The organism is Streptomyces sp. NPDC053474, assembly GCF_044544845.1.
Classification (GTDB): Bacteria; Actinomycetota; Actinomycetes; order Streptomycetales; family Streptomycetaceae; genus Streptomyces.
This window is the reverse complement of the sequence record NZ_JBITXV010000017.1, coordinates 16,658-38,989: the sequence shown is the minus strand read 5'-3', so window position 1 is coordinate 38,989 and position 22,332 is coordinate 16,658. Positions and strand designations below refer to the sequence as shown.

At 71.3% G+C, this 22,332-nt stretch carries 34 protein-coding genes; 11 read left to right on the top strand and 23 right to left on the bottom strand.

Annotated elements, in window-relative coordinates:
- Nucleotides 1–342 precede the first annotated feature (342 nt).
- From ligA to ACIG3E_RS32615, 22 genes are all read right to left on the bottom strand, one after another.
- Nucleotides 343–2,406, bottom strand: a complete 2,064-nt coding sequence (ligA, locus tag ACIG3E_RS32720) for an NAD-dependent DNA ligase LigA (RefSeq protein WP_399623189.1) — start codon at nucleotides 2,404–2,406, stop codon at nucleotides 343–345.
- Nucleotides 2,407–2,462: 56 nt separating this feature from the next.
- Nucleotides 2,463–2,855 carry a hypothetical protein gene (locus ACIG3E_RS32715; protein ID WP_399623188.1) on the bottom strand — a complete coding sequence of 131 codons (393 nt, stop codon included), beginning with the start codon at nucleotides 2,853–2,855 and terminating at the stop codon, nucleotides 2,463–2,465.
- A 246-nt stretch (nucleotides 2,856–3,101) separates the two neighbouring features.
- Complete coding sequence (locus ACIG3E_RS32710) at nucleotides 3,102–3,587, bottom strand: hypothetical protein (protein ID WP_399623187.1); 486 nt, start codon at nucleotides 3,585–3,587, stop codon at nucleotides 3,102–3,104.
- Nucleotides 3,588–3,667: 80 nt separating this feature from the next.
- On the bottom strand, nucleotides 3,668–4,573 hold the full coding sequence (locus ACIG3E_RS32705; RefSeq protein ID WP_399623186.1) for a hypothetical protein: 906 nt from the start codon (nucleotides 4,571–4,573) through the stop codon (nucleotides 3,668–3,670).
- Complete coding sequence (locus ACIG3E_RS32700) at nucleotides 4,570–5,076, bottom strand: hypothetical protein (RefSeq protein WP_399623185.1); 507 nt, start codon at nucleotides 5,074–5,076, stop codon at nucleotides 4,570–4,572. The genes ACIG3E_RS32705 and ACIG3E_RS32700 overlap by 4 nt, the downstream gene beginning before the upstream one ends.
- Nucleotides 5,077–5,281: 205 nt before the next feature.
- The gene (locus ACIG3E_RS32695) at nucleotides 5,282–6,466 is read right to left on the bottom strand and encodes a hypothetical protein (RefSeq protein ID WP_399623184.1); all 1,185 of its coding nucleotides are present in this window, start codon (nucleotides 6,464–6,466) and stop codon (nucleotides 5,282–5,284) included.
- A gap of 58 nt (nucleotides 6,467–6,524) precedes the next feature.
- Nucleotides 6,525–6,941 carry a hypothetical protein gene (locus tag ACIG3E_RS32690; protein WP_399623183.1) on the bottom strand — a complete coding sequence of 139 codons (417 nt, stop codon included), beginning with the start codon at nucleotides 6,939–6,941 and terminating at the stop codon, nucleotides 6,525–6,527.
- Nucleotides 6,942–7,003: 62 nt separating this feature from the next.
- Nucleotides 7,004–7,570, bottom strand: a complete 567-nt coding sequence (locus ACIG3E_RS32685) for a hypothetical protein (protein ID WP_399623182.1) — start codon at nucleotides 7,568–7,570, stop codon at nucleotides 7,004–7,006.
- A gap of 30 nt (nucleotides 7,571–7,600) precedes the next feature.
- The gene (locus ACIG3E_RS32680) at nucleotides 7,601–8,092 is read right to left on the bottom strand and encodes a hypothetical protein (protein WP_399623181.1); all 492 of its coding nucleotides are present in this window, start codon (nucleotides 8,090–8,092) and stop codon (nucleotides 7,601–7,603) included.
- A 184-nt stretch (nucleotides 8,093–8,276) separates the two neighbouring features.
- The gene (locus ACIG3E_RS32675; RefSeq protein WP_399623180.1) at nucleotides 8,277–8,456 is read right to left on the bottom strand and encodes a hypothetical protein; all 180 of its coding nucleotides are present in this window, start codon (nucleotides 8,454–8,456) and stop codon (nucleotides 8,277–8,279) included.
- Between the two features lie 91 nt (nucleotides 8,457–8,547).
- Nucleotides 8,548–8,808 carry a hypothetical protein gene (locus ACIG3E_RS32670; protein ID WP_399623179.1) on the bottom strand — a complete coding sequence of 87 codons (261 nt, stop codon included), beginning with the start codon at nucleotides 8,806–8,808 and terminating at the stop codon, nucleotides 8,548–8,550.
- A 335-nt stretch (nucleotides 8,809–9,143) separates the two neighbouring features.
- The gene (locus ACIG3E_RS32665; RefSeq protein WP_399623178.1) at nucleotides 9,144–9,605 is read right to left on the bottom strand and encodes a hypothetical protein; all 462 of its coding nucleotides are present in this window, start codon (nucleotides 9,603–9,605) and stop codon (nucleotides 9,144–9,146) included.
- Nucleotides 9,606–9,696: 91 nt separating this feature from the next.
- Nucleotides 9,697–10,101 carry a hypothetical protein gene (locus ACIG3E_RS32660; RefSeq protein ID WP_399623177.1) on the bottom strand — a complete coding sequence of 135 codons (405 nt, stop codon included), beginning with the start codon at nucleotides 10,099–10,101 and terminating at the stop codon, nucleotides 9,697–9,699.
- Between the two features lie 163 nt (nucleotides 10,102–10,264).
- Nucleotides 10,265–10,699, bottom strand: a complete 435-nt coding sequence (locus ACIG3E_RS32655) for a hypothetical protein (protein WP_399623176.1) — start codon at nucleotides 10,697–10,699, stop codon at nucleotides 10,265–10,267.
- Nucleotides 10,700–10,769: 70 nt separating this feature from the next.
- The gene (locus ACIG3E_RS32650) at nucleotides 10,770–11,027 is read right to left on the bottom strand and encodes a hypothetical protein (RefSeq protein WP_399623175.1); all 258 of its coding nucleotides are present in this window, start codon (nucleotides 11,025–11,027) and stop codon (nucleotides 10,770–10,772) included.
- Nucleotides 11,028–11,259: 232 nt separating this feature from the next.
- Nucleotides 11,260–11,535 (bottom strand): hypothetical protein, encoded by a 276-nt coding sequence (locus ACIG3E_RS32645; RefSeq protein ID WP_399623174.1) that lies wholly within the window; start codon nucleotides 11,533–11,535, stop codon nucleotides 11,260–11,262.
- 161 nt (nucleotides 11,536–11,696) lie between these two features.
- On the bottom strand, nucleotides 11,697–12,398 hold the full coding sequence (locus tag ACIG3E_RS32640) for a PP2C family protein-serine/threonine phosphatase (protein WP_399623173.1): 702 nt from the start codon (nucleotides 12,396–12,398) through the stop codon (nucleotides 11,697–11,699).
- Between the two features lie 77 nt (nucleotides 12,399–12,475).
- The gene (locus tag ACIG3E_RS32635) at nucleotides 12,476–12,721 is read right to left on the bottom strand and encodes a hypothetical protein (RefSeq protein ID WP_399623172.1); all 246 of its coding nucleotides are present in this window, start codon (nucleotides 12,719–12,721) and stop codon (nucleotides 12,476–12,478) included.
- A 130-nt stretch (nucleotides 12,722–12,851) separates the two neighbouring features.
- Complete coding sequence (locus tag ACIG3E_RS32630; RefSeq protein ID WP_399623171.1) at nucleotides 12,852–13,118, bottom strand: hypothetical protein; 267 nt, start codon at nucleotides 13,116–13,118, stop codon at nucleotides 12,852–12,854.
- A gap of 65 nt (nucleotides 13,119–13,183) precedes the next feature.
- Nucleotides 13,184–13,456 (bottom strand): hypothetical protein, encoded by a 273-nt coding sequence (locus ACIG3E_RS32625; RefSeq protein ID WP_399623170.1) that lies wholly within the window; start codon nucleotides 13,454–13,456, stop codon nucleotides 13,184–13,186.
- A 289-nt stretch (nucleotides 13,457–13,745) separates the two neighbouring features.
- The gene (locus tag ACIG3E_RS32620) at nucleotides 13,746–13,979 is read right to left on the bottom strand and encodes a hypothetical protein (protein WP_399623169.1); all 234 of its coding nucleotides are present in this window, start codon (nucleotides 13,977–13,979) and stop codon (nucleotides 13,746–13,748) included.
- Between the two features lie 122 nt (nucleotides 13,980–14,101).
- A complete protein-coding gene (locus tag ACIG3E_RS32615) occupies nucleotides 14,102–14,674 on the bottom strand; it encodes an LPD29 domain-containing protein (protein ID WP_399623168.1) in 573 nt (190 codons plus the stop codon).
- 205 nt (nucleotides 14,675–14,879) lie between these two features.
- On the opposite strand from ACIG3E_RS32615, the gene ACIG3E_RS32610 reads away from it, so the two are divergent.
- The 11 genes from ACIG3E_RS32610 to ACIG3E_RS32560 all read left to right on the top strand — a co-directional run bounded on the left by ACIG3E_RS32610 (nucleotide 14,880) and on the right by ACIG3E_RS32560 (nucleotide 21,466).
- Nucleotides 14,880–15,074: a hypothetical protein gene (locus tag ACIG3E_RS32610; RefSeq protein WP_399623167.1), complete on the top strand. Its 195-nt coding sequence runs from the start codon at nucleotides 14,880–14,882 to the stop codon at nucleotides 15,072–15,074.
- A 281-nt stretch (nucleotides 15,075–15,355) separates the two neighbouring features.
- Nucleotides 15,356–15,526 (top strand): hypothetical protein, encoded by a 171-nt coding sequence (locus ACIG3E_RS32605; protein ID WP_399623166.1) that lies wholly within the window; start codon nucleotides 15,356–15,358, stop codon nucleotides 15,524–15,526.
- Nucleotides 15,523–15,699, top strand: coding sequence for a hypothetical protein (locus ACIG3E_RS32600; RefSeq protein ID WP_399623165.1), 177 nt, complete (start codon nucleotides 15,523–15,525; stop codon nucleotides 15,697–15,699). The genes ACIG3E_RS32605 and ACIG3E_RS32600 overlap by 4 nt, the downstream gene beginning before the upstream one ends.
- A 514-nt stretch (nucleotides 15,700–16,213) precedes the next feature.
- On the top strand, nucleotides 16,214–16,726 hold the full coding sequence (locus tag ACIG3E_RS32595; RefSeq protein ID WP_399623164.1) for a hypothetical protein: 513 nt from the start codon (nucleotides 16,214–16,216) through the stop codon (nucleotides 16,724–16,726).
- Between the two features lie 131 nt (nucleotides 16,727–16,857).
- Nucleotides 16,858–17,064, top strand: coding sequence for a hypothetical protein (locus ACIG3E_RS32590; RefSeq protein ID WP_399623163.1), 207 nt, complete (start codon nucleotides 16,858–16,860; stop codon nucleotides 17,062–17,064).
- Between the two features lie 296 nt (nucleotides 17,065–17,360).
- Entirely contained in the window at nucleotides 17,361–17,576 is a 216-nt protein-coding gene (locus ACIG3E_RS32585) for a hypothetical protein (RefSeq protein ID WP_399623162.1), read from the top strand.
- A gap of 299 nt (nucleotides 17,577–17,875) precedes the next feature.
- A complete protein-coding gene (locus ACIG3E_RS32580) occupies nucleotides 17,876–18,532 on the top strand; it encodes a hypothetical protein (RefSeq protein ID WP_399623161.1) in 657 nt (218 codons plus the stop codon).
- A 170-nt stretch (nucleotides 18,533–18,702) separates the two neighbouring features.
- Nucleotides 18,703–19,107, top strand: a complete 405-nt coding sequence (locus ACIG3E_RS32575) for a hypothetical protein (protein ID WP_399623160.1) — start codon at nucleotides 18,703–18,705, stop codon at nucleotides 19,105–19,107.
- A gap of 378 nt (nucleotides 19,108–19,485) precedes the next feature.
- Nucleotides 19,486–20,079: a hypothetical protein gene (locus ACIG3E_RS32570; RefSeq protein WP_399623159.1), complete on the top strand. Its 594-nt coding sequence runs from the start codon at nucleotides 19,486–19,488 to the stop codon at nucleotides 20,077–20,079.
- A gap of 359 nt (nucleotides 20,080–20,438) precedes the next feature.
- The gene (locus ACIG3E_RS32565; RefSeq protein ID WP_399623158.1) at nucleotides 20,439–20,627 is read left to right on the top strand and encodes a hypothetical protein; all 189 of its coding nucleotides are present in this window, start codon (nucleotides 20,439–20,441) and stop codon (nucleotides 20,625–20,627) included.
- Nucleotides 20,628–20,884: 257 nt separating this feature from the next.
- Nucleotides 20,885–21,466 (top strand): hypothetical protein, encoded by a 582-nt coding sequence (locus tag ACIG3E_RS32560; protein WP_399623157.1) that lies wholly within the window; start codon nucleotides 20,885–20,887, stop codon nucleotides 21,464–21,466.
- Nucleotides 21,467–21,770: 304 nt separating this feature from the next.
- Here the strand turns inward: ACIG3E_RS32560 and ACIG3E_RS32555 are convergent, their stop codons facing one another.
- Nucleotides 21,771–22,067 carry a hypothetical protein gene (locus ACIG3E_RS32555; protein ID WP_399623156.1) on the bottom strand — a complete coding sequence of 99 codons (297 nt, stop codon included), beginning with the start codon at nucleotides 22,065–22,067 and terminating at the stop codon, nucleotides 21,771–21,773.
- Between the last annotated feature and the right edge of the window lie 265 nt (nucleotides 22,068–22,332).

Sequence of the window (22,332 nt, the reverse complement as noted above, 5' to 3'; positions counted from 1 at the left end):
ACGGGTGCGGGGAACGGACCTGACGCTCGCTCGGCACCCGAGGCAGTGATCAGCCCCGCGCTCCGCGCGGCCGGCACGGTCGATTCCGCAGCCGTGCCCATCCGCTGGCGGTCTGGCGGGTGCCTTCCGCACCAAAGCCCGTACTCCATGCTCCGCATGAGCCGGCTGCGCCCGCGCCGGCCGTCGGCCAGGACCGGACTGCCCGCGCACCGCACACTTCTGCGCTGCGCCCCTGCCCCTTCAGGGAAAGCCGGCCTGCCGCACGCGGCGTGCGGACTGGAGGCGGCAAACGGCCGGGGCCGCACCCTTAAGGGTGCGGCCCCGGCCTGGGGCTGTGGTAGATCAGTCGAGGAAGTCCGCCACGAGCGCGGCGAAGGCTTCCGGCGAGAGGATCTCGACGCCGAGCTCCTGGGCCTTGACGGCCTTGGCGCTCGGCATGCCGCCCGCGGACGGCGCGGCGACCAGGATGGCGGTCTTGGCGCTGACGCTGCTGCCCGCGCGCCCGCCTGCCTTCTCGATCAGGGCGTTCATCTCGCTGCGCCCCCATCCCTCCAGCGGTCCGGTCATCTTGCCGGTCACCACCACGACCTTGCCGGACAGCGGCTGGCCGCCCGCCGCCTGGTCGGGCTCGTGCGGTTCGCTCATGGTGACGCCCGCCGCGGCGAGCTTGTCGATGACCGGGGCCAGGGCGGCGACCTGCTTGACGATGACCGGCGCCTTCTCCGGGCCGATGCCTTCTACCGCCTGCATGGCGTCCGCGTCGGCCCGGCGGATGGCGTCCATCGTGCCGAAGTGCCGGGCGATGCGGCGGGACATGCTGCGGCCGGTGCCCAGCACCCCCAGCGCGCAGAAGACGCGGCTGAGCGGGCGCGACTTGGCCGTCTCGATCTGCTCGGCGAGCTTGGCTGCCCGCTTGGCGCTGCCGGAGGCGGCGGTGAGCTGCTCCAGGGAGAGCGTGAACAGGTCGGCCACGTCAGCCACCACTCCGGCATCGGCCAGGGCCCGCACGTACGTCCTGCCCAGGCCGTCGATGTCGAGCATCTCGCGCCCGGCGGCGTACTCGATCAGCGCGGGCAGCGCGCACGCTGTGCCCTTCGCGCAGCGCCAGCGCTCCTGCCTCTTGTCGATCTGGCCACCGCAGTTGGGGCACACCTGGGGCAGCGGCACTTCCTGTGCGTCCACCGGGCGGTGCTGCGCGAGGGCGGCCTCGACCCGGGGGATGATGTCGCCCGCCTTGTAGACCGTCACGGTGTCGCCCAGGTGCAGGTCGCGGCGGCGGATGTCGGCGGGATTGTGCAGGCTGGCTCGGGTGACCGTGGACCCGTCGATCTCGACCGGTTCCAGCACCGCGGTCGGGGCGAGCACCCCGGTGCGGCCGACCTCCCACACCACGTCCTTGAGCACCGTCTGGCGCTCCACGGCCGGGAGTTTGAAGGCGATGGCCCAGTGCGGGAAGCGGCTGCCGGTGCCCGCCGCGGCCTGCTCGGCCGCGGAGTTCAGCTTGATGACCACGCCGTCGATGCCGAACGGCAGGTCCGGGCGCAGGGCGGCGATCTCGTCGACCTGCTGCTGCGCCTCGGCCAGCGAGGCCCTCACGTGCAGTCCTGCGGGGGTGGCTGCGGTCGTCTGCACTCCGGCCGCGGCGATGGCGGCCAGGACCTCGGCGTGCGTGGCTCCTGCGGGAAGGAACGATTCTCCGTCCAGGTCGACCGCGCCGTAGGCCCAGAACGTCATAGCGAGCCGGTAGGGGCGGTCCTTGGCCCGCAGCGTTCCCGACGTGCCGTTGCGGGGGTTGGCGAACGCCTGCGCGCCGTGGGCGATGCGCACCTCGTTCGCCTCCTCGAACTGAGCCTGGGTGAGCAGCACCTCTCCGCGCACCTCGACGGTGGCCGGGACGGGCAGATGTTCGGGCAGGCCCTCGATGGTGCCGATGACGTGGCTGACGTCCTCGCCGTGGCTGCCGTCGCCCCGGGTGATGATCTGCCGCAGCCGCCCGGCGCGGTAGCGGGCGGCGATCGCCGCGCCGTCCAGCTTCACTTCCACGGCGTATCCGCCCGCGGGCGGGTGGCCCAGGCGGCGCCGGACGGAGGCGTCCCAGCCGACGAGGCCTTCGGCGTCGAAGACGTTGTCGAGGCTGAGCATGCGGGTGGTGTGCACGACGTCGCCCACGGGCGCCGCGCCGTCCCCGACCTGGCCGGTGGGGGAGTTGGCGGCAGCCTCCTCGGGGTGGTCCGCCTCCCAGGCCAGCACGCCCCTCCGCAACTGGTCGTAGGAGGTGTCGTCCAGCGGGCTGTCGCCATCGCCGTAGTACGCCCGCGAAGCCACGCGCAGGAGCTGGAGGGCGGCTTCATAGTCGGCGCGAGTGGACAGGCTGGACGGCGCCGTCTCGGCGCGGAGAGTCGTCATACACGTGATCCTTTCCTAGGGGACTGACAATGCCCGGCTGCCGGCGGCCGGGGTGGTCACAGCGGGGGCAGGCCCTCATGGGCGCGCAGGAGGTTGGCGAGGACGAGGCGGTTCTCAGGGGTGTGCCACAGCGTGCCGTGCTCGGTGCGGATGCCCGCGCCCGCCAGGTAGGCGTCGACGGACGTCCTGCGCTGTTCGCGTGCGTGCTGCGCGGAGGTGAGGAAGCGGGGGCGGTTGTGCCTGCCCCCGCCGTCGTCCTGGGTGTCGCGGCGCAGTCTCCACGTGAGGGGCGTGCGTCCTGCGCGCGGCTCGGCCTCCGTCATCTCCAGCCAGATCCGCGGGGCCTTGGTCACCAGGGCCCGGACCGGCTCGTGCGACCCGGTGCCGTACCGGTCGATGACCATCACGCTGTCACCGACGCGCACCGGGGTGAGTTCGGACTCGCTCATCAGCCCTCCTGGAACTGGCGTGCTCAGCGGGCGGGCGCGCCCACCTCCAATATGACTCTTAAGATACTGCATGGGGTGCCGCGGACTCGCAGCCCAAGGGGTGCTCCGTAGGGGGCTGCCAGGGGCGCACTGTGCCTCTCGCTGCGGCTGCGCGGCTCCAGTGCCCGCGGTGGCGCGGGCGCGCCGATCGGGGTGTCCCGGCGCTCGTGCGCACCGCGGGCCGTGGGGCCCGCACAGCGGCAGCCGCTAGGCGGCGAGGGGGCGCCAGGCATCCCGGCCCGCCCACTTCGCCATCGAGGTCAGGTGCCAGCGGCGGGCGTCGTGGGGGCAGCGGTAGACCCGCGCCTCCACCTTCTTGGCGCCCGCGCGGCGGTGGCGGTCCTGAGCATCCTTGAGCTGCCGCAGTGCCCGCGCCTTGGTGGGGGCGCTCACCGACTTACGACACGTGCACTTCGTGGGGACGGGCCTGTGGGTGCCTTCGAGTTCTCCGGTTTCGAGGAAGCGGGTGAAGGCGTCGCGCTGGACCCTGGCCCAGGCCCTCTGGCCGCTCCCTATGGCGTAGAGGCGAAGCCTCCACCCCTTGTCGGTGAGGCGCGCGGTGGCCATGGCGGCCGCGCCGTCCTCGTGCGTGCCCTCGACTCGCGCTTCGGCTCCGGCGTCCTGGACAGAAGCACTCCAGCCGTTCGCGGTCATCAGGTCGGCGAGCGTTCGGATGCTGGAGGGCGTGGCCATGAAGGGCTCCTTCTGGAGGCTGCGGTCCGTTCCTTTGTGACTCTTAAGACTGTACGCCGGGCGGGGCGGGGGTGCAAGTTTTAAGAGGCATACTGGTGTGGGGGGTCGGGGCGCTCGGGGGGCGGCAGCTCGGGCCGTCCCAGGCGCACGCGTTCGCGCTCGCGTCGGTTCTTGCCCAGCCGGAATACGTACCGGTGTACGCCGCGGTGGCGCAGGCGGCGGACCCTGACCGCTTCCAGGGCCTCACGCAGCCACTCGGCCGGGTCGCAGCCCGCCCGCGGCACCGGTGCGCCCAGGGAGATCAGCTTGTTCTCGACGTAGCGGTGGCCCTGCTCCTGGCGGCGGACCTTCTGCACGGCCCGGTCGTGCAGTACCGTCCCGTCGGGCAGCAGCCGGAGCGTCCGGGCGGCAGCGCGCCCGGTGTAGATGCTGTTCGTGGCCTTATAGATCGTCCCCACGTGCCCGATCGCGGTAAGCCGTCCGTGGACGTCCTGGCGAGGGACGGGGTCGGCGAAGGAAATGACGCCGCGTACCCCTGCCGCCAGCAGCTCGTCGTGGCACCGGGCCAGGAACCACGATTCGGAGTTGCCGGGACAAGCGTCGGTGAGCACGAACCGGGAGCAGAGCAGCGCCTCGCGGTTGGGTTCCAGGTCGGGCAGGGTGCTGGTTAGCACGCGTGCCCCGGCCGGGGTACCGAAGACGGCCACGCCGCACAACTGCGGCGCTCCGCCGGTGACGCTGTGCTGGTAGAGGCCGAAGCGTCTGGTGGCCGACGGGTAGGACGCGGCGTAGTGGTGCTCGATCACGAAGCGCTTGGCGGCCGCCTCGTCGAGCGGCTCGACCGTGTAGAGCCGGGAATCGAAGCCGCCGTGGCGGGCGCGCATCCAGGACGGTTGGCGGTGGGTCCACCGCCGGCACCAGGACGAGGCCGTGGGCACTTCGGCCAGGTCCTCGAACGGCAGCGTCTGCTGGCGCGCGGTGCTCACCGGCCTGATTCCGGCGTGACCGGCGCGAAGCGCGGGGCTGCGGGCTGCGCGGCGTAGACCGCGCTGATCGCCTCAGGCGGGTACAGCCAGCCGTCGCCGTACTCGGCGTAGTGGACGCGGGCGTTGAAGCCGGGCGACCACGTCGTCCCGCCGTCGGCGCTGTGCATGGTCGGCCCGAGGTAGGTGGCGCGGTGGCCCGCGGGGTCGGTGACGGAGTCGCCGGGGCGGATCTCTGTGCCGCTCACCCGGTGGTACAGGCGGCGGATGGGCTCGGCCGGGTCGTGCAGTCCGCCGCGCAGCGGGTTGCGGGTCACCGATGCCGGTTCCTGTTCGCGGGCGCACACCTGTGCCGCGTGAGCCCGCAGGGCGTCGCGGCCGCGGGCGGTGAGCTTAAGGCGCGCGCCGCCGTCGGCGTGGGCCAGCCAGCCCGCGGTGAACAGTTCCGGCGGCGGCGGTGCGAGGTAGGAGGGAAGAGTGCCGGAGCGGTCGACGAGGTAGCGCACCGCTCCGTACTCGGTGACGACGTCCAGCGCGCCGCGCTGCGCGGCGCGCAGGTAGCGGGCGGACTGGTCGGTGACGGGGGAGAGGTGAATCGGTTCCTCCTGATCGGAAAGGGGCGCCCACGACGGGCGCAGGGGCGGAAGCGGTGTGGGCGGGCCTGCTCATGCGTACGCCCGGGCCGTTGCGGTCCGGCCGGGCGCGGGCGCTTCACAGGAGCGTCAGTTGCGTCGAGGCAGGCTCCACGACGTGCTGCCACTTGCGTTCGAAGCTCGGGTCCTGCTTGTCGATCACGTGGGCGGGGCCGGTGGTGAACAGTTCCTCACCCATCGGCAGGTGCTCGCCGCGCGGGCGCAGCCAGTACCGGCTGCGTCCGTAGCGCGGGTCGAGGTCGGCCTTGCAGCCGTGCGCGGCCGCCTCGGCGCGTACGCGCTGTTCCAGGTCCGTGGGGCTTCCCAGAGCCACACGGTGGACGGAGCGCAGCACCCGGCGCTTGCCCGTGGCGGACAGCAGAAACAGGCGGCGGACACGGTACAGGGCCCACTCGGTGTCGAGTTCGCGCTCGAAGGCATCCAGGCAGGCCCGGTCCCGGGGCAGGCGGGGGTCGAAGAGCTCCAGGAGGCTGCGTGAGCCGTACAGCTTCGCGTTCGGGTTCAGGCTCATCGCTGTGTACTCCAGGCGCAGCACCTGTCCGGCGATGTCCGGGTGGGCGCGCATGCGCTCCAGGTGGGCGGGCAGGGCGCCCATGGACACGGGGTAGCAGCAGAAAGTGCAGTACGACTTGGGCCAGTTCACCTTGAAGCGCTCGAATAGGTAGTTTTCGCAGGTCTGCCGGTCCCAGCCCCAGTCCCGGAGGGGGAAGACGCCTGTGCGGCCCGGGAGCTTGGAGGCCGCCTCGTCGCCGACACAGCGCGGTGCCTCGTCAGCGTTGAAGCCCATGACCTGCCGGAAGGGCCGGCCGGCGAACACCGGCGTGATCCACCGGTCACCGACTTCTCCCTTGGCGCGCAGACTGCATTTGCGGGTGCCGGCCTGCTGGGGGACGGTGCCGACCGCCTCCATCTCGTCCCACAGCGTCCACGGCCCGCGGTCGTACAGCTTCTGGGGGCAGCGGGAGTCGTCGAGCACGGTGATGCCGGCCGCCTTGAGCTGGCCGGTCCGGGCCAGCTGCACGAAGCGGACCCGGTGCTCGCGCAGCAGCGGGAGCATGAACTGCTCCACCAGGAGCCGGGTTTCCGGCCACTCGCTGCCCGTCGCCATGTACAGGACTGCTGTGCGGTCCAGGTCGATGCCGTGGGCGGCGGGGTCGGTGAGCATCTTGGCGATGTAGGCGGTGGAGTCGACGCCCAGGCCCCAGTTGACGAGGGTGTCGAGATTGTCGGCGCCGAAGAGCAAACGGGTCCTCCTGGCAGGGTGTGGGCGGGGGCGGCGCGGTGCGGGGTGCGGTGGCTGGTCAGGCCGGCGGGTGCACGGGGACGAGGTCGTGCGGGGCGCGCGGGTAGGGGCCGGTGAAGGTGGGGTCGTTGACGAAGACGTTGACCTTGCCGCGTGGGGCGGGGGCGGTGTCCAGCACGGTGCGCAGGCATCCCTCCCAGGTGACGAGGTCGCCTTTGCCCAGGTTCTGGACGGGCCGCGGCGTGTACGCCCGTGGCGCCCAGGGCTGGTCGTAGTAGAGGTCGATGTGGTTGTAGACGGCGGGGCCGCCGATCTCGACGCGCACACCCGGCAGGAACATCAGGCTGGGCCCCATCGGGTCGGACCAGCAGATGCGGCGGGTGGCGGTGTCCACGGCGAAGAACACGCCGTCGAGGTCGAGATGGACGTGCCCGTCCTGCTCGTCGAGCAGGCGCGCGAGTTTCGCGGGGGTCAAAGCAGCTCCTGGCGGGGGAGCGAGCGGCCCGGCCGCCGTCAGGCGGCAGCCGGGCCGGGCGCTCAGACGGACGGGGAGACGTGGACGGCGGGGATGCTCCGCTCGGGGCGGGGGGTATCGGAGAGCTCCGCGCTCCAGAAGTCGCCGTAGTTGCCTCGCGCACTCATGGCCGGTACGTACGCGCCGACGGTGATGCCGCGCAGGGCCGGGGAGTCCCCCTCGGCGTGGTGGTCGGCGGGGCCGATGACGACGAGGGCGTCGTCGGGCAGGTCGGCGTGCTGGGAGAGGAAGGCGCGCACCTCGCCCAGGCGCAGACCGTTGACGGGGGTGGCGAACGGGTGGCGCCAGCTGGGGTCGGGCGCGGCCCGGTACACGGCGGCGCCCTCGTCCCGGATGGTCGCCGCGTCGACGGCGGAGACGGCGTGGAGGGAGCGTTCACCGCGCTCGGGCCTGCCCTGGTAGTGGCCGACCTGGTAGTGGCCCGAGGCCAAGCCGAGCGCGTCCTCGACCAGGTGCACGAGGTGGCCCGTGCGCACGGAGGCAAGTCCCTGAGGGGTGCCGTCGAGAGTGAAGGCGAGTGTGCTGACCGTGACTTCACGGCTGCCGTGGCGCAGGCGGATGCCGGACACAGGGATTCCTTTCATCGTGGCTGGCGGGAGTCAGCCGTCGCAGGAGGAGTGCGGGCAGCACGTGCGGCGGTGGTAGTGCTTGGCGAGTGCAGTGATATGGGCGCGGACCTCGACGGGCACGCAGGCGTCGGACCGGAGCTGGCCGGTGAGCCATTCGTGGTCGGCGCCGTCGCCTCCCGGGTCGACGACATGCACATGAACACCGGGGTGCGCCACCCGGGCGCCGTCGAGGTAGACGGAGATGCTGGTGCTGCCGTCCGGGTCGCGGTCGGCGACCACGTCGATGCGGCTTGCGGACTCACCGGGGGTGCGCATCTCGTAGCGCAGCTGCCCGTTGACGCGCAGCTCGTAGACCCCTGTGCGGGCGTCGAGTTCGCGCAGTACCGCGCGCCGGGAGCCGTCGCGCCGGGGAGCGTCGTAGTGCGCCCAGGCCTCGGCCGCTGTGGCAGGTGTTCCGTCCACGTCCCGGAACCCGCGGTGGCGGGTGACCTCGGTGAGGGAGTCGCGCAGGTGGCCGAGCACGCGGGTGTGGTTGCGCGGGATGGTGCGGATGGTGGGGTCCTTCCGTCGTGGCGGCCGGGTGCGGGCGCGCGTCGCCGTGCAGGTGTGAGGGCTCCTCCAGCACGCTGCGGGCCCTGGCCGGGCCGGTGTGTGGGCCGGAGGGGGAGGGCGCTGCTCCGGCATGGCCACGGCAGCGCCCTCGGTGCTACGCCTGGTCCGGTCCCTTCTTGCGCGGGTGGCGCAGGTAGACGATCGCCGAGGCGCTTGCGGCGCCGCTGGACAGGACTCCGGTCGCGGTGGCGAGCGTGAGGTTGTCGGATGCGACCAGGAGGGTGAGTGAGGCAGCGGCGCTGGACAGGGCGAGAACCAGAAGGCGGACGAACACCAGGTGCACTCCTCGGGAGGGGCGAGGCCGTTCCTCGCTGACTCTTAAGACTATACACGTGAAATGCGGGAGGTGCAAGTCTTAAGAGGCGTCAGTTGGCGGGGTCAGCCCCCTCCACCTCGTCGATGAGGCGCACACCCTCGTCCCTGACGTACGTCTCGTACACGGCCCGCACGGCCTCCCTGTGGCTGTCCGTCAGCCACTCGCACCACCACAGTGCGGCGGCCGCGGCGTGCCCGGCGAGCAGGGCGCCCCGGCGCTTCTGGTCGCCGTCTCGCATGCTGTGGGATTCGACGATCACCAGGTCGGCGTCGGCGGCCGCCTCCCAGCGGCCGATCAGCAGGACCGACATCCTGCCCTCCTTTCCAGTCTGGGGAGCACGACGGCCGGCTGCCCGTCTACGGCCGGCCCGGCAGCCGCGACCGTGCTTGAGGCGGTGCGCGTCTCGGCGGCGGCGGGTTCACGGCGCTGCCTTCGCGTGCACAACTGCCCATCGGCGACGCGCTGCTGGGCCTTCGGCGGGGCTTCGGGCCGGCGGCCTGGGCCGGTGTCCCTGCGGCGTTGCGCCGCGTGGGCGGGGCCAGGAGGCGGTCCGGCGGTGCGGCGCGGTCTGTTCGGGCGGGCGGGAGCGGTGAATCCAGGTGCGGGCCGCGTGTTTCGCCACTCGCGCCTCTCCTGGGCGGGATATCAGTAGTGGAAGCCGCCGGTGCGCAGGTCGATGGTCAGGACGCTGCGCGCGGAAGGCTGCTTCACGCACGTGAAGTCGTTCAGCAGCTCTTCGAGCCGGGTGTCTGAGGTGTCGAGGTGCCGCGTGGACCTCCCGTCGGTGTGGCGCAGGGTGGCGTCGGTGCCGTCCCAGTACGGCGGCATGCTGTCGGTGTCGCGGACGCGGAACTGCGCCCGCACCACGGGGGCGGGACTGTCGGTCTCGCGTTCTTCGACGGCCCGCGTGACGGCCGCCCGGATCTCGGTGGTGATCGCGTTCATCAGGCGCCGCTGGGTCTCCTCGGTGAGCATGATGGCCACGGAGGCGAGCTGCTGGTCGGACAGCACCGTCAGCACCCCCTGCATGAGGGCCGCGTCGGTGAGCGTCGCCGGGCACAGCAGTGCGGGTGCGCCGGTGTCTCGGACGGGGAAGGAGTGGGGCAAGGTGATTCCTTCCGGTGTCCCGGGGCGACGCAGCGCCCCGGGACACTTGCTGGGAGGAAGGCGCCGCCAACGGGCGCCGGAGGCGGGCTGCTTAGCGGTCGACGCCCTGGGCGGCGGCCTGGACGACGATGCCCAGACCGTCGAGTGCCCGGGCGAGGTCGTCGCGCGTGATGGCGCGGTCGGAGCGGTTCGTCACGGCACGGGCGGGGGAGTCGGGCACGGAGCTGCCGCCGGTTGCGTTGAAGACGTGCAGCAGTTCGCGGACCGTGTCGCGCGTAGCGGCGCTGTTCGGCGCCTCGACGCCCGCCTGGCGCGCGGCGGCCGCCATCTGGCGCTGGGTCAGAGCGTTGATGTCGGAGCCGGTGAGGTGGCCGTGGTGCGTGATGTGCAGGTAGTAGGCCATGGCCACGGCCTTGCGGATCCGGTTGAACCGCGTGTAGACGGACGGCGCGAGGCCGGGCGCGAGGATGTGCTGGGCCAGGGGGAGTTCGACCATGCAGTCTCCAAGGGGGGAGGGCGGCCAGGGCCGCTCGGGGAGGGCTCGAAGAGGGATCCGAGAGGAGCGCCCCGCAAGCCCTTTTGACTCTTAAAACTATACTACGCGTGCCGCCTGGATGCAAGTCTTAAGAGGCGAATGTCGTGGGCGGCCGCGTCGAGGGTCAGGCGGCGCCCGAGTGCGCGCTGGCGGTAGCCCGGTGGTGCGTGAGCGTGTGGACAGCGATCCAGGCCAGCGCCGATACCGCCGCCGTGCTGCCGCTGGCGGCGCTTGCGGCGAAGCCGTACGACGCGAGATCGAGAACGTAGCGGACGGCGGCCATCAGTGTCGCGATGTCGGCGGCAACCGCCGCCGCGGTCCAGCCGGAGCGCCGGGCCACCGGGGCGGTGCGGCCCCGGCCCCCTCCCGCGCCGCGCAGCATGGCGATCGCGCCGATGGCCGCCGCGCCCGTGAGGGCCAGCAGCAGTCGAGCAGACGTGGCGCCATGGACGGCGGCAAGGGCCAGGCCGGGTGCGGCGAGGGCGATGATGCCCCGGTGCAGGCGCCCGCACCAGCGGTGCGGGCGGGAACGGGTCGGCTGGTGGGAGCGGCGGGCCATGGGTATCTCCGTTCTGTCCGGACGGGCCATCGGGAAGGCGGGATGACCAGGGCGTCCTGCCGGGTGCGGATCACACAACGCGCATCCCGAACAGGCGGGGACTGTCGTCGGCGCGGCCGCACCGCTCCTCGGCGCAGTCCTTGCAGAGGTTGGGGCAGCCGCACTGGCTGTTGTAGAGGACGTGCCACCCCGCGTCCTGTGCCTCGTGCGTACCGTCGTCGCCGTCGTCGAGGAACGGGGAGGTCTTGGAGCACCCCTCGCACGTGATGCGCTCGTACTCGGTGACCTCGGTGGGCAGTGCGGCCGTCTCGACGAGGGTGGCGGTCATGCGGTCGCTCCTGGGTGGTCCGGAGGGGCGCGCTCGCCCCTTTGACTCTTAAGACTATACCGACGGGGCGCGTGTGGCGCAAGTCTTAAGAGTCAAAGGGGGGTGGCTGGCCCGTGGGCCGGGTCCGGTCCCGGCCGCCCGCCGCCGTGCAGCCGTCGCGGAAGCCCGCCGGTGGGCCGAGCGCGCTGCGCCGGGGCGGCGCGCGGGGTGGGGTGCGCCGCCGGTCCCGTGCCTAGCGGTCGCCCTGCCGCATGACGGCGCGTGCGCCCAGGTAGGCACCGGCCGCCTGGACGGTGAGCCAGGCGAGCAGTCCGCCCGCCAGTTCCGCCCCGCCGGGCTCGCCGGGAAGCACGACGGCTGCCATGGCCCCCAGGCCGACGACTCCGGGCGCAAGGACGGCGTACGCCACGAGGCGCATCGTGCGGCGAAGGGCCTCGTCCAGCTCCCTGTTCCAGGCCTCCTGGAAGGCGGTGGAGCTCTCTCGGCGGCTGGTGGGGTGCTGGGTCATGGTGTGATCCTCCGTCGGGTGTCGAGTGGGGCCGGCGTTCATCTCGTTGCCTCTTAAGGCTATACATCGGGATCATCGAATGGTGCAAGTCTTAAGAGGCCTCAAGGTGGGGGGGTGTGGGGGTGCGCCGCGTTCACGGGGGGCGGGCGCACTGTCCTTGATCAGCCGAAGTCGGCAACCAGGGCGGTGGCGTTGTCGTGACGCTCGGCGGGGAAGGCCAGCGCGCTGCGCACGAGCGCGCGGGCGGCCTCGTGCGGCGCGCCGCCGCCCAGCGGCGGGCCCAGCTCGGCGCCGTTGTCTTCGAAGGGCGAGTACACGCCGTCGGAGCACAGCAGCAGCCGTCCGCCTCCCCTGACGTGCGTCGTGCCGACGTCGCCGAACTCGCCGTCGTAGCGGCGAAGGCTGGATGTCACGATGTTGCGGTGCCAGCGGGGGAAGTCGGTGATCCCCCTGGAGCGCTGCTCCTCGGCCCAGTTGTGGTCCCGGGTGAGCTGCTGGAGCTTGCCGCCGCGCGGAATCCAGTACGCGCGGGCGTCGCCGCACCAGGCCACGTCCAGCGCTCCGTTCCCGGTGCGCACGGCGACGACTGCCACGGCGCTCGGCGGGTCACCCCTGTCGTCCTGGTGGCCGTCGAAGTCGGTCGTTGCGCGTACGTCTGCGATGGCCGCCTGCGCGCTGCCGGTCCGTGCGGCAATGCGGGCCAGCAGCCGGGCGTTGCCGCGCGTCCAGTCCTGCACGGCAGTGCTGGAGCCGATGCCGTCCAGCAGTGCCCAGGCGCGCGCACTCTGGTTGTTGGCGCTGGCCACGGCGTCGCACTGATGGGAGCGGGTGCCGATGCCCTGCGCACTGGCGTGTGTGATCAAGGGGAATGCACTCCAGGGTGGTTGGAGGGGATGGGGGCCGGTCCCGCCCGTCGGCCGGGCGGGACCGTGCGGGGCTGTTACCGCCAGCCCGGGGCGGGGCTGGCGAACGCCCCGACGCCGGGCGTGCAGCCGTAGGCGTGCGGCGCCAGGTCGCGCAGTGCGGACAGCTCGCCGTAGGCGTCGCACAGGACGCAGTAAGCGCCCTGCTTGTCGCCCTCCAGGTAGAGGTCGATGACGCGCAGGCGGTGAGGGCGGGTATCCGACGTCTGGACGGCGGAGGTGATCAGGTCCGCGGTGCCGAAGAGGGGGGTCGGGGAGGTCATCGTCGCCTTCATGTCGGGTCCAGTCCTTCGCTCGTCCGGGTCTCGGGGCCGCGCCCCGTTCGTCTCTTAAGACTCTACAGTGCGGGTGACGGCAATGCAAGCTTTAAGAGTCATTGGTTTGGTGTGGTGGTCACGCGGGAGTGGTTGGGCCCGCGTTGAGGGCTGCGTGGACCGCCGTGTCGACATCCTCGGCGAGCCCGATGCGGGCGCGGTGCTCGGCCTCGACCGTCTCGCGGTCGCGCCAGCCGCCTATGCCGTAGTCGTTGCGGTCGGGCGGGTGCTGTGCCGTTCCGGTTGTCTCCAGGACGTCCAGCACGGCGCGCAGCAGCAGTTCGCGGCTTGCGCCCGCCAGGCGGTGGCGGATCTGCTGTCGGGTCTCACGCTGCCGTGCGTCCATGGGGCTCCTTGGGTAGTGCGGTGCGAAGGGGGGGCGGCCCCGCGCGCCGCGCGGGGCCGTGCCGCCTACAGCGGGGTGCGGATGACGCGGTACCGGCGCGCGTCGTGCTGGTCGACCGTGGCCAGCTTGTTGCGGCCGTTGGCGCTCGCCGCGCCGCCGAGCGCCTCGGCGTGCTCGCGGGCGAGCTGCCGCCAGGCGGCAGCGTCGGCCTCGGCGGGCTCGCCCAGGAGGCGCGCCTCGGCCTTGTCTGCGAGTTCGTCCGCGACGGTGACGACGGTTTCGAAGCCCGCGACGGTGACGGTGTAGCCGTTCTCGTTGACGAGGCGGAGCTGGATCACGGCGCTTCCTTCCGGTAGGGGGCGGCAGGGTTCCCCTCCGCCCTGATGTCTCTTAAGACAATACATTCGGGGTGCGCCGAGTGCAAGTCTTAAGAGTCAAAGAGGGTCAGATGCGTGACACGCGCTGCATGACATACACCGATTCAGGCATCGGGAACTCCTTGCGTCGTCATGTCTCTTCAGGTGATGCGTCGCGGAGGGCCCACCGGGAGCGGCAGCGCCACGTCCGGCGAATCTCGGTGTGCGGGCGCCTGGATGCGGTGCCGCCGCGCACCGGGTCTGCCAGGGCCTAGGGCCCGATGAACGAGGCAGCGGCGGCGGCCCACGCGAACCGCGCGCAGTGCTCTTCCGGAAAGGTGGCCGAGCAGGCGAGGGCGCGTCGGAAGCTCTCGACCCGTACGCCCTCGACGCCGAGGCGGGCGACGCTCTCGGCGAGCACCTGTGCCGTCTCATGCGGCGTGACGAGTGCGCCGGTCTCGCGCACCGACAGGTACAGGGCCTGGCCTGCGAGGCTGAGGTTCATCGCGCTCCTTGAGGGCTTGGGGGCGAGCTGGGGACGGGCCGGGGCGGGGGAGGGGGACTTCCCCGCCCCGGCTCTTAAGACAATACATTGCGTGCGCGGGTCTCTGCAAGTCTTAAGAGTCGTCAATTGGTGCGGCACAGCACGACGTCCGACACGCGCGGCATGCCCGTCCGCACGCGGCCCCCCACGGTGACACTGATGTGGCGCGGGCGGCGCCGGTCCCCAGGGCCGAACTTGGCGAGCAGCGGCGCGGCGATCGCGCCCACCTGTGTACGGCCCGGGCCGCCCGCCCAGCTCACGGAGATCGTCCACCGGTCCTTGCCCCGGCCCGTGACCACGGAGAACTTCACGCCGGGGAAGGCCTTGCGCAGCTCCTTGCGCAGGTACGCCGACGCGTACTTGGTGGGAAGGGCCCCGCAGACCGCTTCGCCGAGTTCGGCCGTGCCGACCACGGGCGTGACGGAGGTGTGCCGCACGTGCACGAGCGGTCCCGGCTTGCCGTCGACGGTGTAGAGCTCATAACGCCGCGCGGCCTGGCCGAGCAGGGTTGCTGCGGCGCACCGGCGGCACGCGCACGGCTGGACGGTCCACACGCCATGCAGGGCCGCCTGGGTGCCGTGGTAGGTGACCCTGGTGCCAGCAGGCAGACGCAGGGCGAGGTAGGCGGTGTTCGCGATGTCAGTGGTCCCGGACATGGTTCCTCCTGGTACTGCGGGCGTCTGGCCCGACGGCTTGTCGTCTCTTAAGACAATACATGCGGACCCGGTGATGCGCAAGCCTTAAGAGTCAATTCTCTGCGGTCATCACTTTGACTCTTAAGGCTTGCGCCGGAGGCTCGGCGCGGATACAGTCTTAAGAGTCAACAGGGGCGGGGGCTCCCGCGAAGGAGAGGGGGCTGCTATGGCTTCGGATGACATCCGCGAGGCGCGCGTGTTCCTGCGCTGGGGGCGGGATGGAGAGCTGGGCGGCACGGTTGAGTTCCCGGCGGGCACCCCGCGCGAGTGCATCGACGCCTTCCGTCGCCGTGTCGCCGCCAATGGCGCGTACGCGATAGAGGTCGGCGCTGCGACCCTCGCGAGCGGTAGCCCGCACTGAACCGGAGGGTCGTAGGGGGCAGTTGATCCGCCCTGCCACCCGCTGGCGCTGGCGGGGTGGGGGGCCGACCTGGGGCCTGCGGCCGTCGGGGCTACGGGCGTCCGGCTCTTGGCGGGGCGCCCCGGCGCCGCCTCGCGGCGGCCGCGCGGCGCTGCTCACCGTGCCCCATCGCGCGGGGCAGTGGAATGGCTCTTAAGGCTTGCGCCTCCAGCGCCTTCCGTGTATTGTCTTAAGAGTCGACTAGGCGAGGCTTCCGCCCCCTCACGTGAAAGGGAACTGTCATGCGCGCCGTGACTCTCCAGGTCGACGAAGTGCCGCCCGGCGCCTGCTGGCCGGTCCAGGGCCTTGCGCCCTCGCCAGAGCGCGACGACACCTTGCGCGCCGCCGCGGCATATCTCGGCTGCCGGACGGCAGCCGAGCCCGGCTGGCTGATTGCTCACGACTTCCGATGACCGGGCGAGCGGTGCGCATCCCCGCCCCAGGCGGCCTCGCGTCGAGCAGGACCTGTGCCCCCACAGCCAAGGACAAGGTGCGCCGTGTCGACCGCCTTCGCGCCGAGCGAGGGGTGGGCTACCTGGACACCTTCGCGATGCATGAGCAGTTCGCCGCCACGCGCTCCCTGTGACGGCGGCCAGGGCGCGGTCGGCGGCGCCTCGCCGCCGACAGCAGCACCGCGTACCGGCTTCCGTCGAGGTCGGATACCACGGTGGGCGCGACATCGATTCAACTCGCCTGAAGGGACCTCTCCATGCACACCCGGATGATGACGCGCCAGGGCCTGTGCCGTCACGACTGCTGCCCCGGCCACAACCCCCGCTCCTACGCCCATGGACGGGAACGCGCTCGGGAGAAGCGTGAGTGGCGTCGTGACGTGGCACTCGACACCGAGCCCGAAGCTGGCTGCACGTCCTTGGTCTGACGACCTGGCCGCGTTCGGCCCGAACTCGCCGGGCTACACCGTGCGACCAGTCAGCTCCGGGCGTCTGCCGTCGACCGCTGACCCCTAAACCGCCCCAGGGCCCGCCCCTGCTGTTGGTGAGGTACGGCGACGGTATTGCGGGACCCCGGCTGCGACCGCGGCGCGGCGGGACCGCCGTTCAGCGGACCACCCCGACGAACTTCCCCAGAGGAGAACAACCTTGACCGCACGGCTGATCAGGACCGGACCGATCGTCTACACCGTCCCGGGGCAGAGAGCCGTCCGGCGGCACTGCCGTACCTGGGCTCTGGCCGACGGCAGCACGCTGTCGGTGGTGACCGAGCTTCCGGGGGACACCGGTATGAGCATCACCAATGCGGCGGAGACGGTCCGGGCCGTGCTGGAGGCGGACTGGGGCCGCGGGTGCCGGATCGTCGAGCACTACCCGTGGCCTGGCGATGAGCACTACGACGAGCAGGCGCGCACCCCGGCCGGCGCTATCAGGTGGACGCGACTGGAAGCCGGGCGTCTTCAGGCCGAGCTCGGTCCGAGCCTGGAGGCTCCCCGTACTGCCGCAGAGGACAAAGACGCCGGATCTGATTCGGCGCCGTGCTTCGGTTGCGGTTCGTCCTCGGCCACTTCCTGCCGGATCTGCAACCGCCCCTTGTGCCGAGACTGCTCAACTGACCATCACCACGAGGGCTACGGCACCCCGGCCGCCAGCGACTGGTAGTTCGGCGCCCGGCGACTGCCAGCCGTGCGACTCTTAAGACTTGCGCTCCGCATCACCCCAGGGTAGTGTCTTAAGAGACGTGTGGAGGTGATCCGCCCTCCCACTCCCCCTACTTTCATTTGGAGGACATCGTGTCCAGCTCCGTCAAGATTCCGTCGCCGACCTCGGCCCAGACGATCCGTGCCGTCCGCAGCACCGACTTCGACGGCAAGGACTACTGGTTCTGTTCGTTCAGCGGGTCCCGGATCGGGACCTTTCCCGGCCGGTCCGGCCACTTCTGCCCGGGCTGCAATGTCATCGCGCCGCGCATCGTGAGGGTTCGGTCCTACGGGAGCTGACCCGGCAGGCGCGGCCACCGCGCGGAGAGCCGGAAACGGCCCGTCGGATGTTCGCGGCGGGCCGCCTCGCTCGGGGATGCGCGCTCTGTCCGCGGAGCTCTCCAGGCGGGTCGCTCGCGTCCCGACGGGGTTCCCGTGGTGCCGCGTACCTCGTTGCGGCCCGAGGTAGTGGAGATGGAGAGGGATGAGCTGCAGTCGTGAGAGCGTCACCTGGGAGGCCGCTGACGGCTGCTGGGGCATCGGCTTCTGGCGCTTTGTCTACACCCGTACCAGCCGGACGAAGAGTTCGATCACGAGTGGGACGTGGAGCACGCCTCTGGTTCTGCTCCACGGGGCATGCCACGCCCGGGGCGGCGATGGACGCCTATCTGGCCGAGGAGTCGAACCCTGGTGGCACCACGATCGTCCGGCAGGACGAGGCTGGCGCCGCCGAGGAGGTCGCCCGGTATGCCGTGTTGGCTGTCGAGTTCGCCGCCCGGCGAACCCTGGGTGGGTGCAGTGCCTGCCCGTGAGTCCCGAGCTGTCCATTCGTGCTTGCGTCGTCCGGTGTTGTCCGCCGAACCGTGTGGCTCGGCGCTGGAGGCGGCACCAGCTGTGCAGCCATGTCGGGTGACGTCCGCATCCGGCTTCGCTGCCCCTGGCGGGCGGGGGTGTGACTGGCGGCCGCGCCGGAGCTCCCTGGTTCGCGGTCTGCCGCCAATCGGTGGCATGTTCCCCGCACACTCCAATCGTCTCTTAAGGCTTGCGCTATCCCTGCATGGAGTGTATAGTCTTAAGAGTCGAAACGGTTCGGGTGTCTGAGGGGTCGAGTATGTACCGCAGTCTGCGTCGCCGCATGATCCGCGCTATCAAGATGTCGCGCGCCAGTGGCTACCGGGGCGGTGATGTAGCTGTCGCGGTTGTCTGCCAGGCCGACACCTTCGCGGACGCCCCGCGCTGGACTCCCGGCGCGGATTTCCGCGCAGTGGGCGGCGAGAGCCCGGTCTCCCGCTGCTGGGAGCGCCGCAATCTCGACGGAACGGTCACGGTCGTGGCGGCCGGTGTGGGGTCCGAACCGGAGGTCTGGACGGTGACTGCCGCGCCGGAAGCCTTCGACGGATGCGGCCTTGGGGACAGCATGCACGGCATCACTCGGATGCGGGACGTGCCTGGCGCTGTCGTTGGCCGAGAGCCTTACGCGGGCCATCCTGCGGAGAGTGTCGCTCGGTACTGGCAGGCCTTCCACGAGCAGTGGGGTGTGTGGCCTCGGGGTGAAGAGCGGGAGGGTGCCGGTTGGGAGTTCGGGCCGGGCCGGGTGTGGTTCTACCTGGATGCGCAGCCCGAAAGCAGCGGGTACCTGCTTCGCCTCGTCCTTAAGCTCTGCCGCTCCTTCGATGCCGCCGCCCGGGTCTACCCGTACAACCCGCGCTCCGGGGCCTACGACGGCCCCTGTGTCCATCCTGACTTCGCTCGGCGGCCTGCGGGCTGACGGGTGGTGGGGCCGTGCCCTGGAGTGCCGGGGCACGGTGAGCTTGTCGGCGATTTCGGGCCCTTGGGGGGTGCTGCTCCCCATGATCAAACGTCTCTTAAGGCTTGCGTCACTCCCGTGCGGATGGTATAGTCTTAAGAGTCAAGTAATGGTTATGGAAGGAGTACGGCATGGAGAGCGGTGCCGGTGGGTCGAAGTCCGAGGCGGGGGTTGAGGCCGAGGTGGTTGGGCATCTGCTGGTGATGGGGGAGCGGCTGCGGGCGGGGAGGTTCACCGCGGCCTTCGGTCTGGATGTCGAGGGTCAGGCCCAGTTGGCCGAGGACCTTTACGCCGAGATCGGCCGGATGACGGCGGGCCTGATCCGGACCCGCGCGCAGGTGGCGAAGCCCGAACCCGCTGAGCCGGTGGTGACGATCTCCCAGTCGATGCTGGAGAAGGCTTTGCGTAACTGGCTCGAATGGTTCGAGTACGACCTGCACAAGCAGACGGAGCGCGACGAGATGACCGGCGAGGACACGTATCCGGAGGAGGCGCAGCGCTTCTTCGCTGACCTTCAGAAGATCGCCGGGGTGTAGCCCTCTGCCGTGGGGCCGGGCTTCGGTGGAGCCGGGCCCCACGGCTTGGCTCCGGGCGACTTCGCCGGGCTTGCCCGGCGCCGCGCGCCCTGGCCGTGGTCAAGGATCGGAGTGGGGCCGCTGGACGGGCCGCGAGGCGCTCCCGGGCGGGCGGGTAGTTCGTAGTCCTGGGGGTGGAGGTTGAGGGTGAGCCTGTTTGGGGTTCTTCGGCTGTGCGGTGCGCGTCTGCTGACGGAGCACACCCGGGCCCGCGCTGCGAGACCGGCGTGGGCCCTGTTTGACGATGTGTGGAGGACATGCGCGTAGTGGCAGAGGACACCGGTCTGCGATGCCCGCAGCCGGACATCGCGACCGGTTGGACGCGTCGATAATCCGCCGATGGACGCAACAACACTTCTGGGCCTCTCTGGCATCGGCGGGACCCTGCTCGGCACCCTTGCCGGAGCGGGCGGTGTGCTGGGCGCAGCCAGGATCACGAGCCGGGGGCAGGCTGAAGCCGAAGAGCTGAAGGCCCGTCGGCAGGTCTACAGCGCCTGCGCGACCGCACTGCTCGCCCGGCAGGACGCTGTTTTTCTGCTGCTGGAGACCTTCACCGCTGACAGCTTCGACCTGGCCGTCGTGCAGGCCGGGGTCCGGGATACCGACGACCAGCGGGCCACGGTTGCGAGGGCCGTCGCAGCGGTGGCCGTCGAAGGGCCCGACGAAGCCGCACACCGTGCTTCGATCGCCTCCAAAACGGTCGAGCACCTGTGCACGCGGCTGCGCGACTGGGCGGCGGCGGTCGCCGTGGGCCGGAGCGTCGACGAACTGCTGCACAGCCAGCTGACTTTCGCCCAGCGTGATCAGGCTGAGGTCGAGGATGCGGTCGACGACTTCACCCGGGTGTGCCGGACCGTCCTGCACCCCGCTGATCGCCCGCCGGCCGCCCGGAGGCTGTGGCGCGGGACCAGGGGCGGGGGCGGGATGGGGTGAGGACGCCTGGCAGGCGGCCGTGCACGTGTACCCCGACACGCACGGTTTCGCGCCCGGTGCGCCCAGGGGCAGGCTTCGTTGGCGGCGGGTGCGTGGATCTGGTTAGGTCCAGCTGGCGGGGTGTGCGCCGAGTGTCCGGGCCGTGGGTCTCACTCCGTCCTGGTGGCCGACGAACAGCACGTCCGCATGGTTGGTGAGCAGAAGGTCACAGAGGCCGCCTTCCGTCCCTCCTCTCCTGACCGCCACCGTCAGGGTGACGTATTCGTTCTCGCTTCCCATCTGACTCTTAAGGCTTGCGTCGGCGGAGGGGTGAATGTATAGTCTTAAGAGTCAAATGGTTCTGAGGGAAGGGTACCGCGATGGCTTCGAGCGTCACTGACAGGGACCGTGTGTTCAAGGTCTTCGGCCGGGATGGGCTGCTGGACTATGAGGCGGAGTTCCCGGCGGGTACTCCGGGCGAGCGCATCGACAGCTTCCTGCGGCGCGTCGCTGACCACGGCAAGCGCGTGGCCGAGGTCGGTGTTCCGCCGGTGTCCGGGGAGGGTTGAGCTGTATGGCTCCGTAGCGCCAGCGCGTATGCCCGGCCGCCGCTGCCCGCCTTCCGGGTGCGCAGGGCGCAAAGCGCTGCCTCGCCGCCTGGACGGGGCTGCTGCGGTTCGGCGGCTTCGCCTGGTGCCGCGGTGCTGTTGCCCTGGCGGGCGCCGGGGCCGGTGCTGTTGTCCGCGCCCTCCCCGGCTGGAATGAGCACCGACGAAAGTGGGGCCGTTGCACTGACGAAACTTCGACTTCAGAAAGGACGTGACCCATGACCGGGCCCGACGACCTGCCCTGTGCTGAGTGCCAGGGACCGCTTGAGTACGCAGACGATCGCTTCTTTTGCGGCAACATGGAGTGCGCGGCGCTCGGCATCGAGGTCCCGGTATGGCGTGCGCTCAAGGACGCCGACCTGGCGGTTCCGCCTGTCGTGGGGCTGCCGAGGCCGGTCCATGGTGGCCTGCCGGTTCCCTGGGTCGCACCACGTACGCGGGTGCGCACGTATTGGCGTGCGCTGGACGCCGAACGGCTGGCTGCCGCGCACAACGGGTGGCGGTGCCAGGTGTGCGGTGAAGCGCTCCCTGATGAAGCCTGGGTGCTGGCCACCCCGAAGGGCGCGGTGCTCCAGGCCGCCCTGCACGAGGCGTGCATGTACCTCGCCCTCAAGTTCTGCCCGCACCTGACCAGTGGGGCCACCAGGGCTGCCGGACGCCTGGTCACGCGGGAGCAGCTTGCAGCCGACGGCCGTTCACTGTCCCAGGCGATGCCCTCCGACCCACATTTCCTCCAGCAGTGGGAGTTGGCGGCCGACCACCTGGCCCCGGAAGGTGCGAATACGGGAAACGATCACTGAGAGCACGGGAAGCAACCTCGGTGGGGCGGCGCGTCTGCCCTGGTCCCGGGGGTTTCGTCGGTGCGCTGGAACGCCCTGCTGATGCCGTCGGGGCCGCTGCCCTGCCGCTCGGTCGCGTCCCGCCGCCCGCTCCGGCTGCCCCGGCCGGAGCTCCTCTGGGCGTGCTCGCCGTACGCTGGCCGCCCTGCCGTCCCGCCGGCCCCCGCCGCCCGCGCCCGCGGCCGTCCGCGCCCGCCGTCACGCCCGCTCCGCGCTCCGCCGCTGGGCCGGTCCTGTGGGGGTCCGGCCCAGCGGGCTCTTTGGTCTACGGGGCGGTGAGGATTGCGTGGGTGCCGATGCGGCGCCAGACGATGTGCTGCTCGCCGGGGACTATCTGCGGGCCATAAGCCCAGGTGGCGCGGCCGCCGTTGCCATCCCAGGTGAGTTCGAAGACGCCGGGGGCGCGCCTTACGCCCTTGATGCGCAGGCCGGAGCGGAACGGGCCGTCGCTGCGGAGGTCGTCGACGAAGAAGGTGACGGCTTGGCGAAAGCGGTGGCGCTGTTCAGGGGTGAGGCGGTCGTGGTCGGCGGTGAAGCGGTGCGAGGTCTCGTACGTGGGCACGCGGTCCTCCAGGAAGCACGAAGCCCCCGGCAGTGCCGGGGGCGGTGGGGCTGGTTCGGGTCGAAGGAAGTCGGTGAAGCAGCGCGGGGGAGCGCTGCGCCGGTGCGCGCGGCAGCTGCACGCTGCGCACAGGGAGTCGGCGACGCGAAAGGCGGCGAAAGGCAGCGAAGGGCGCTGGCCCGTCGGTCGGCGCGATGCCGCGGCCGACTCCCGCCGCGCGGGAGTCCAGGGCGCCGACGGCACCCGGCCCGCACCCGTCCCGGCC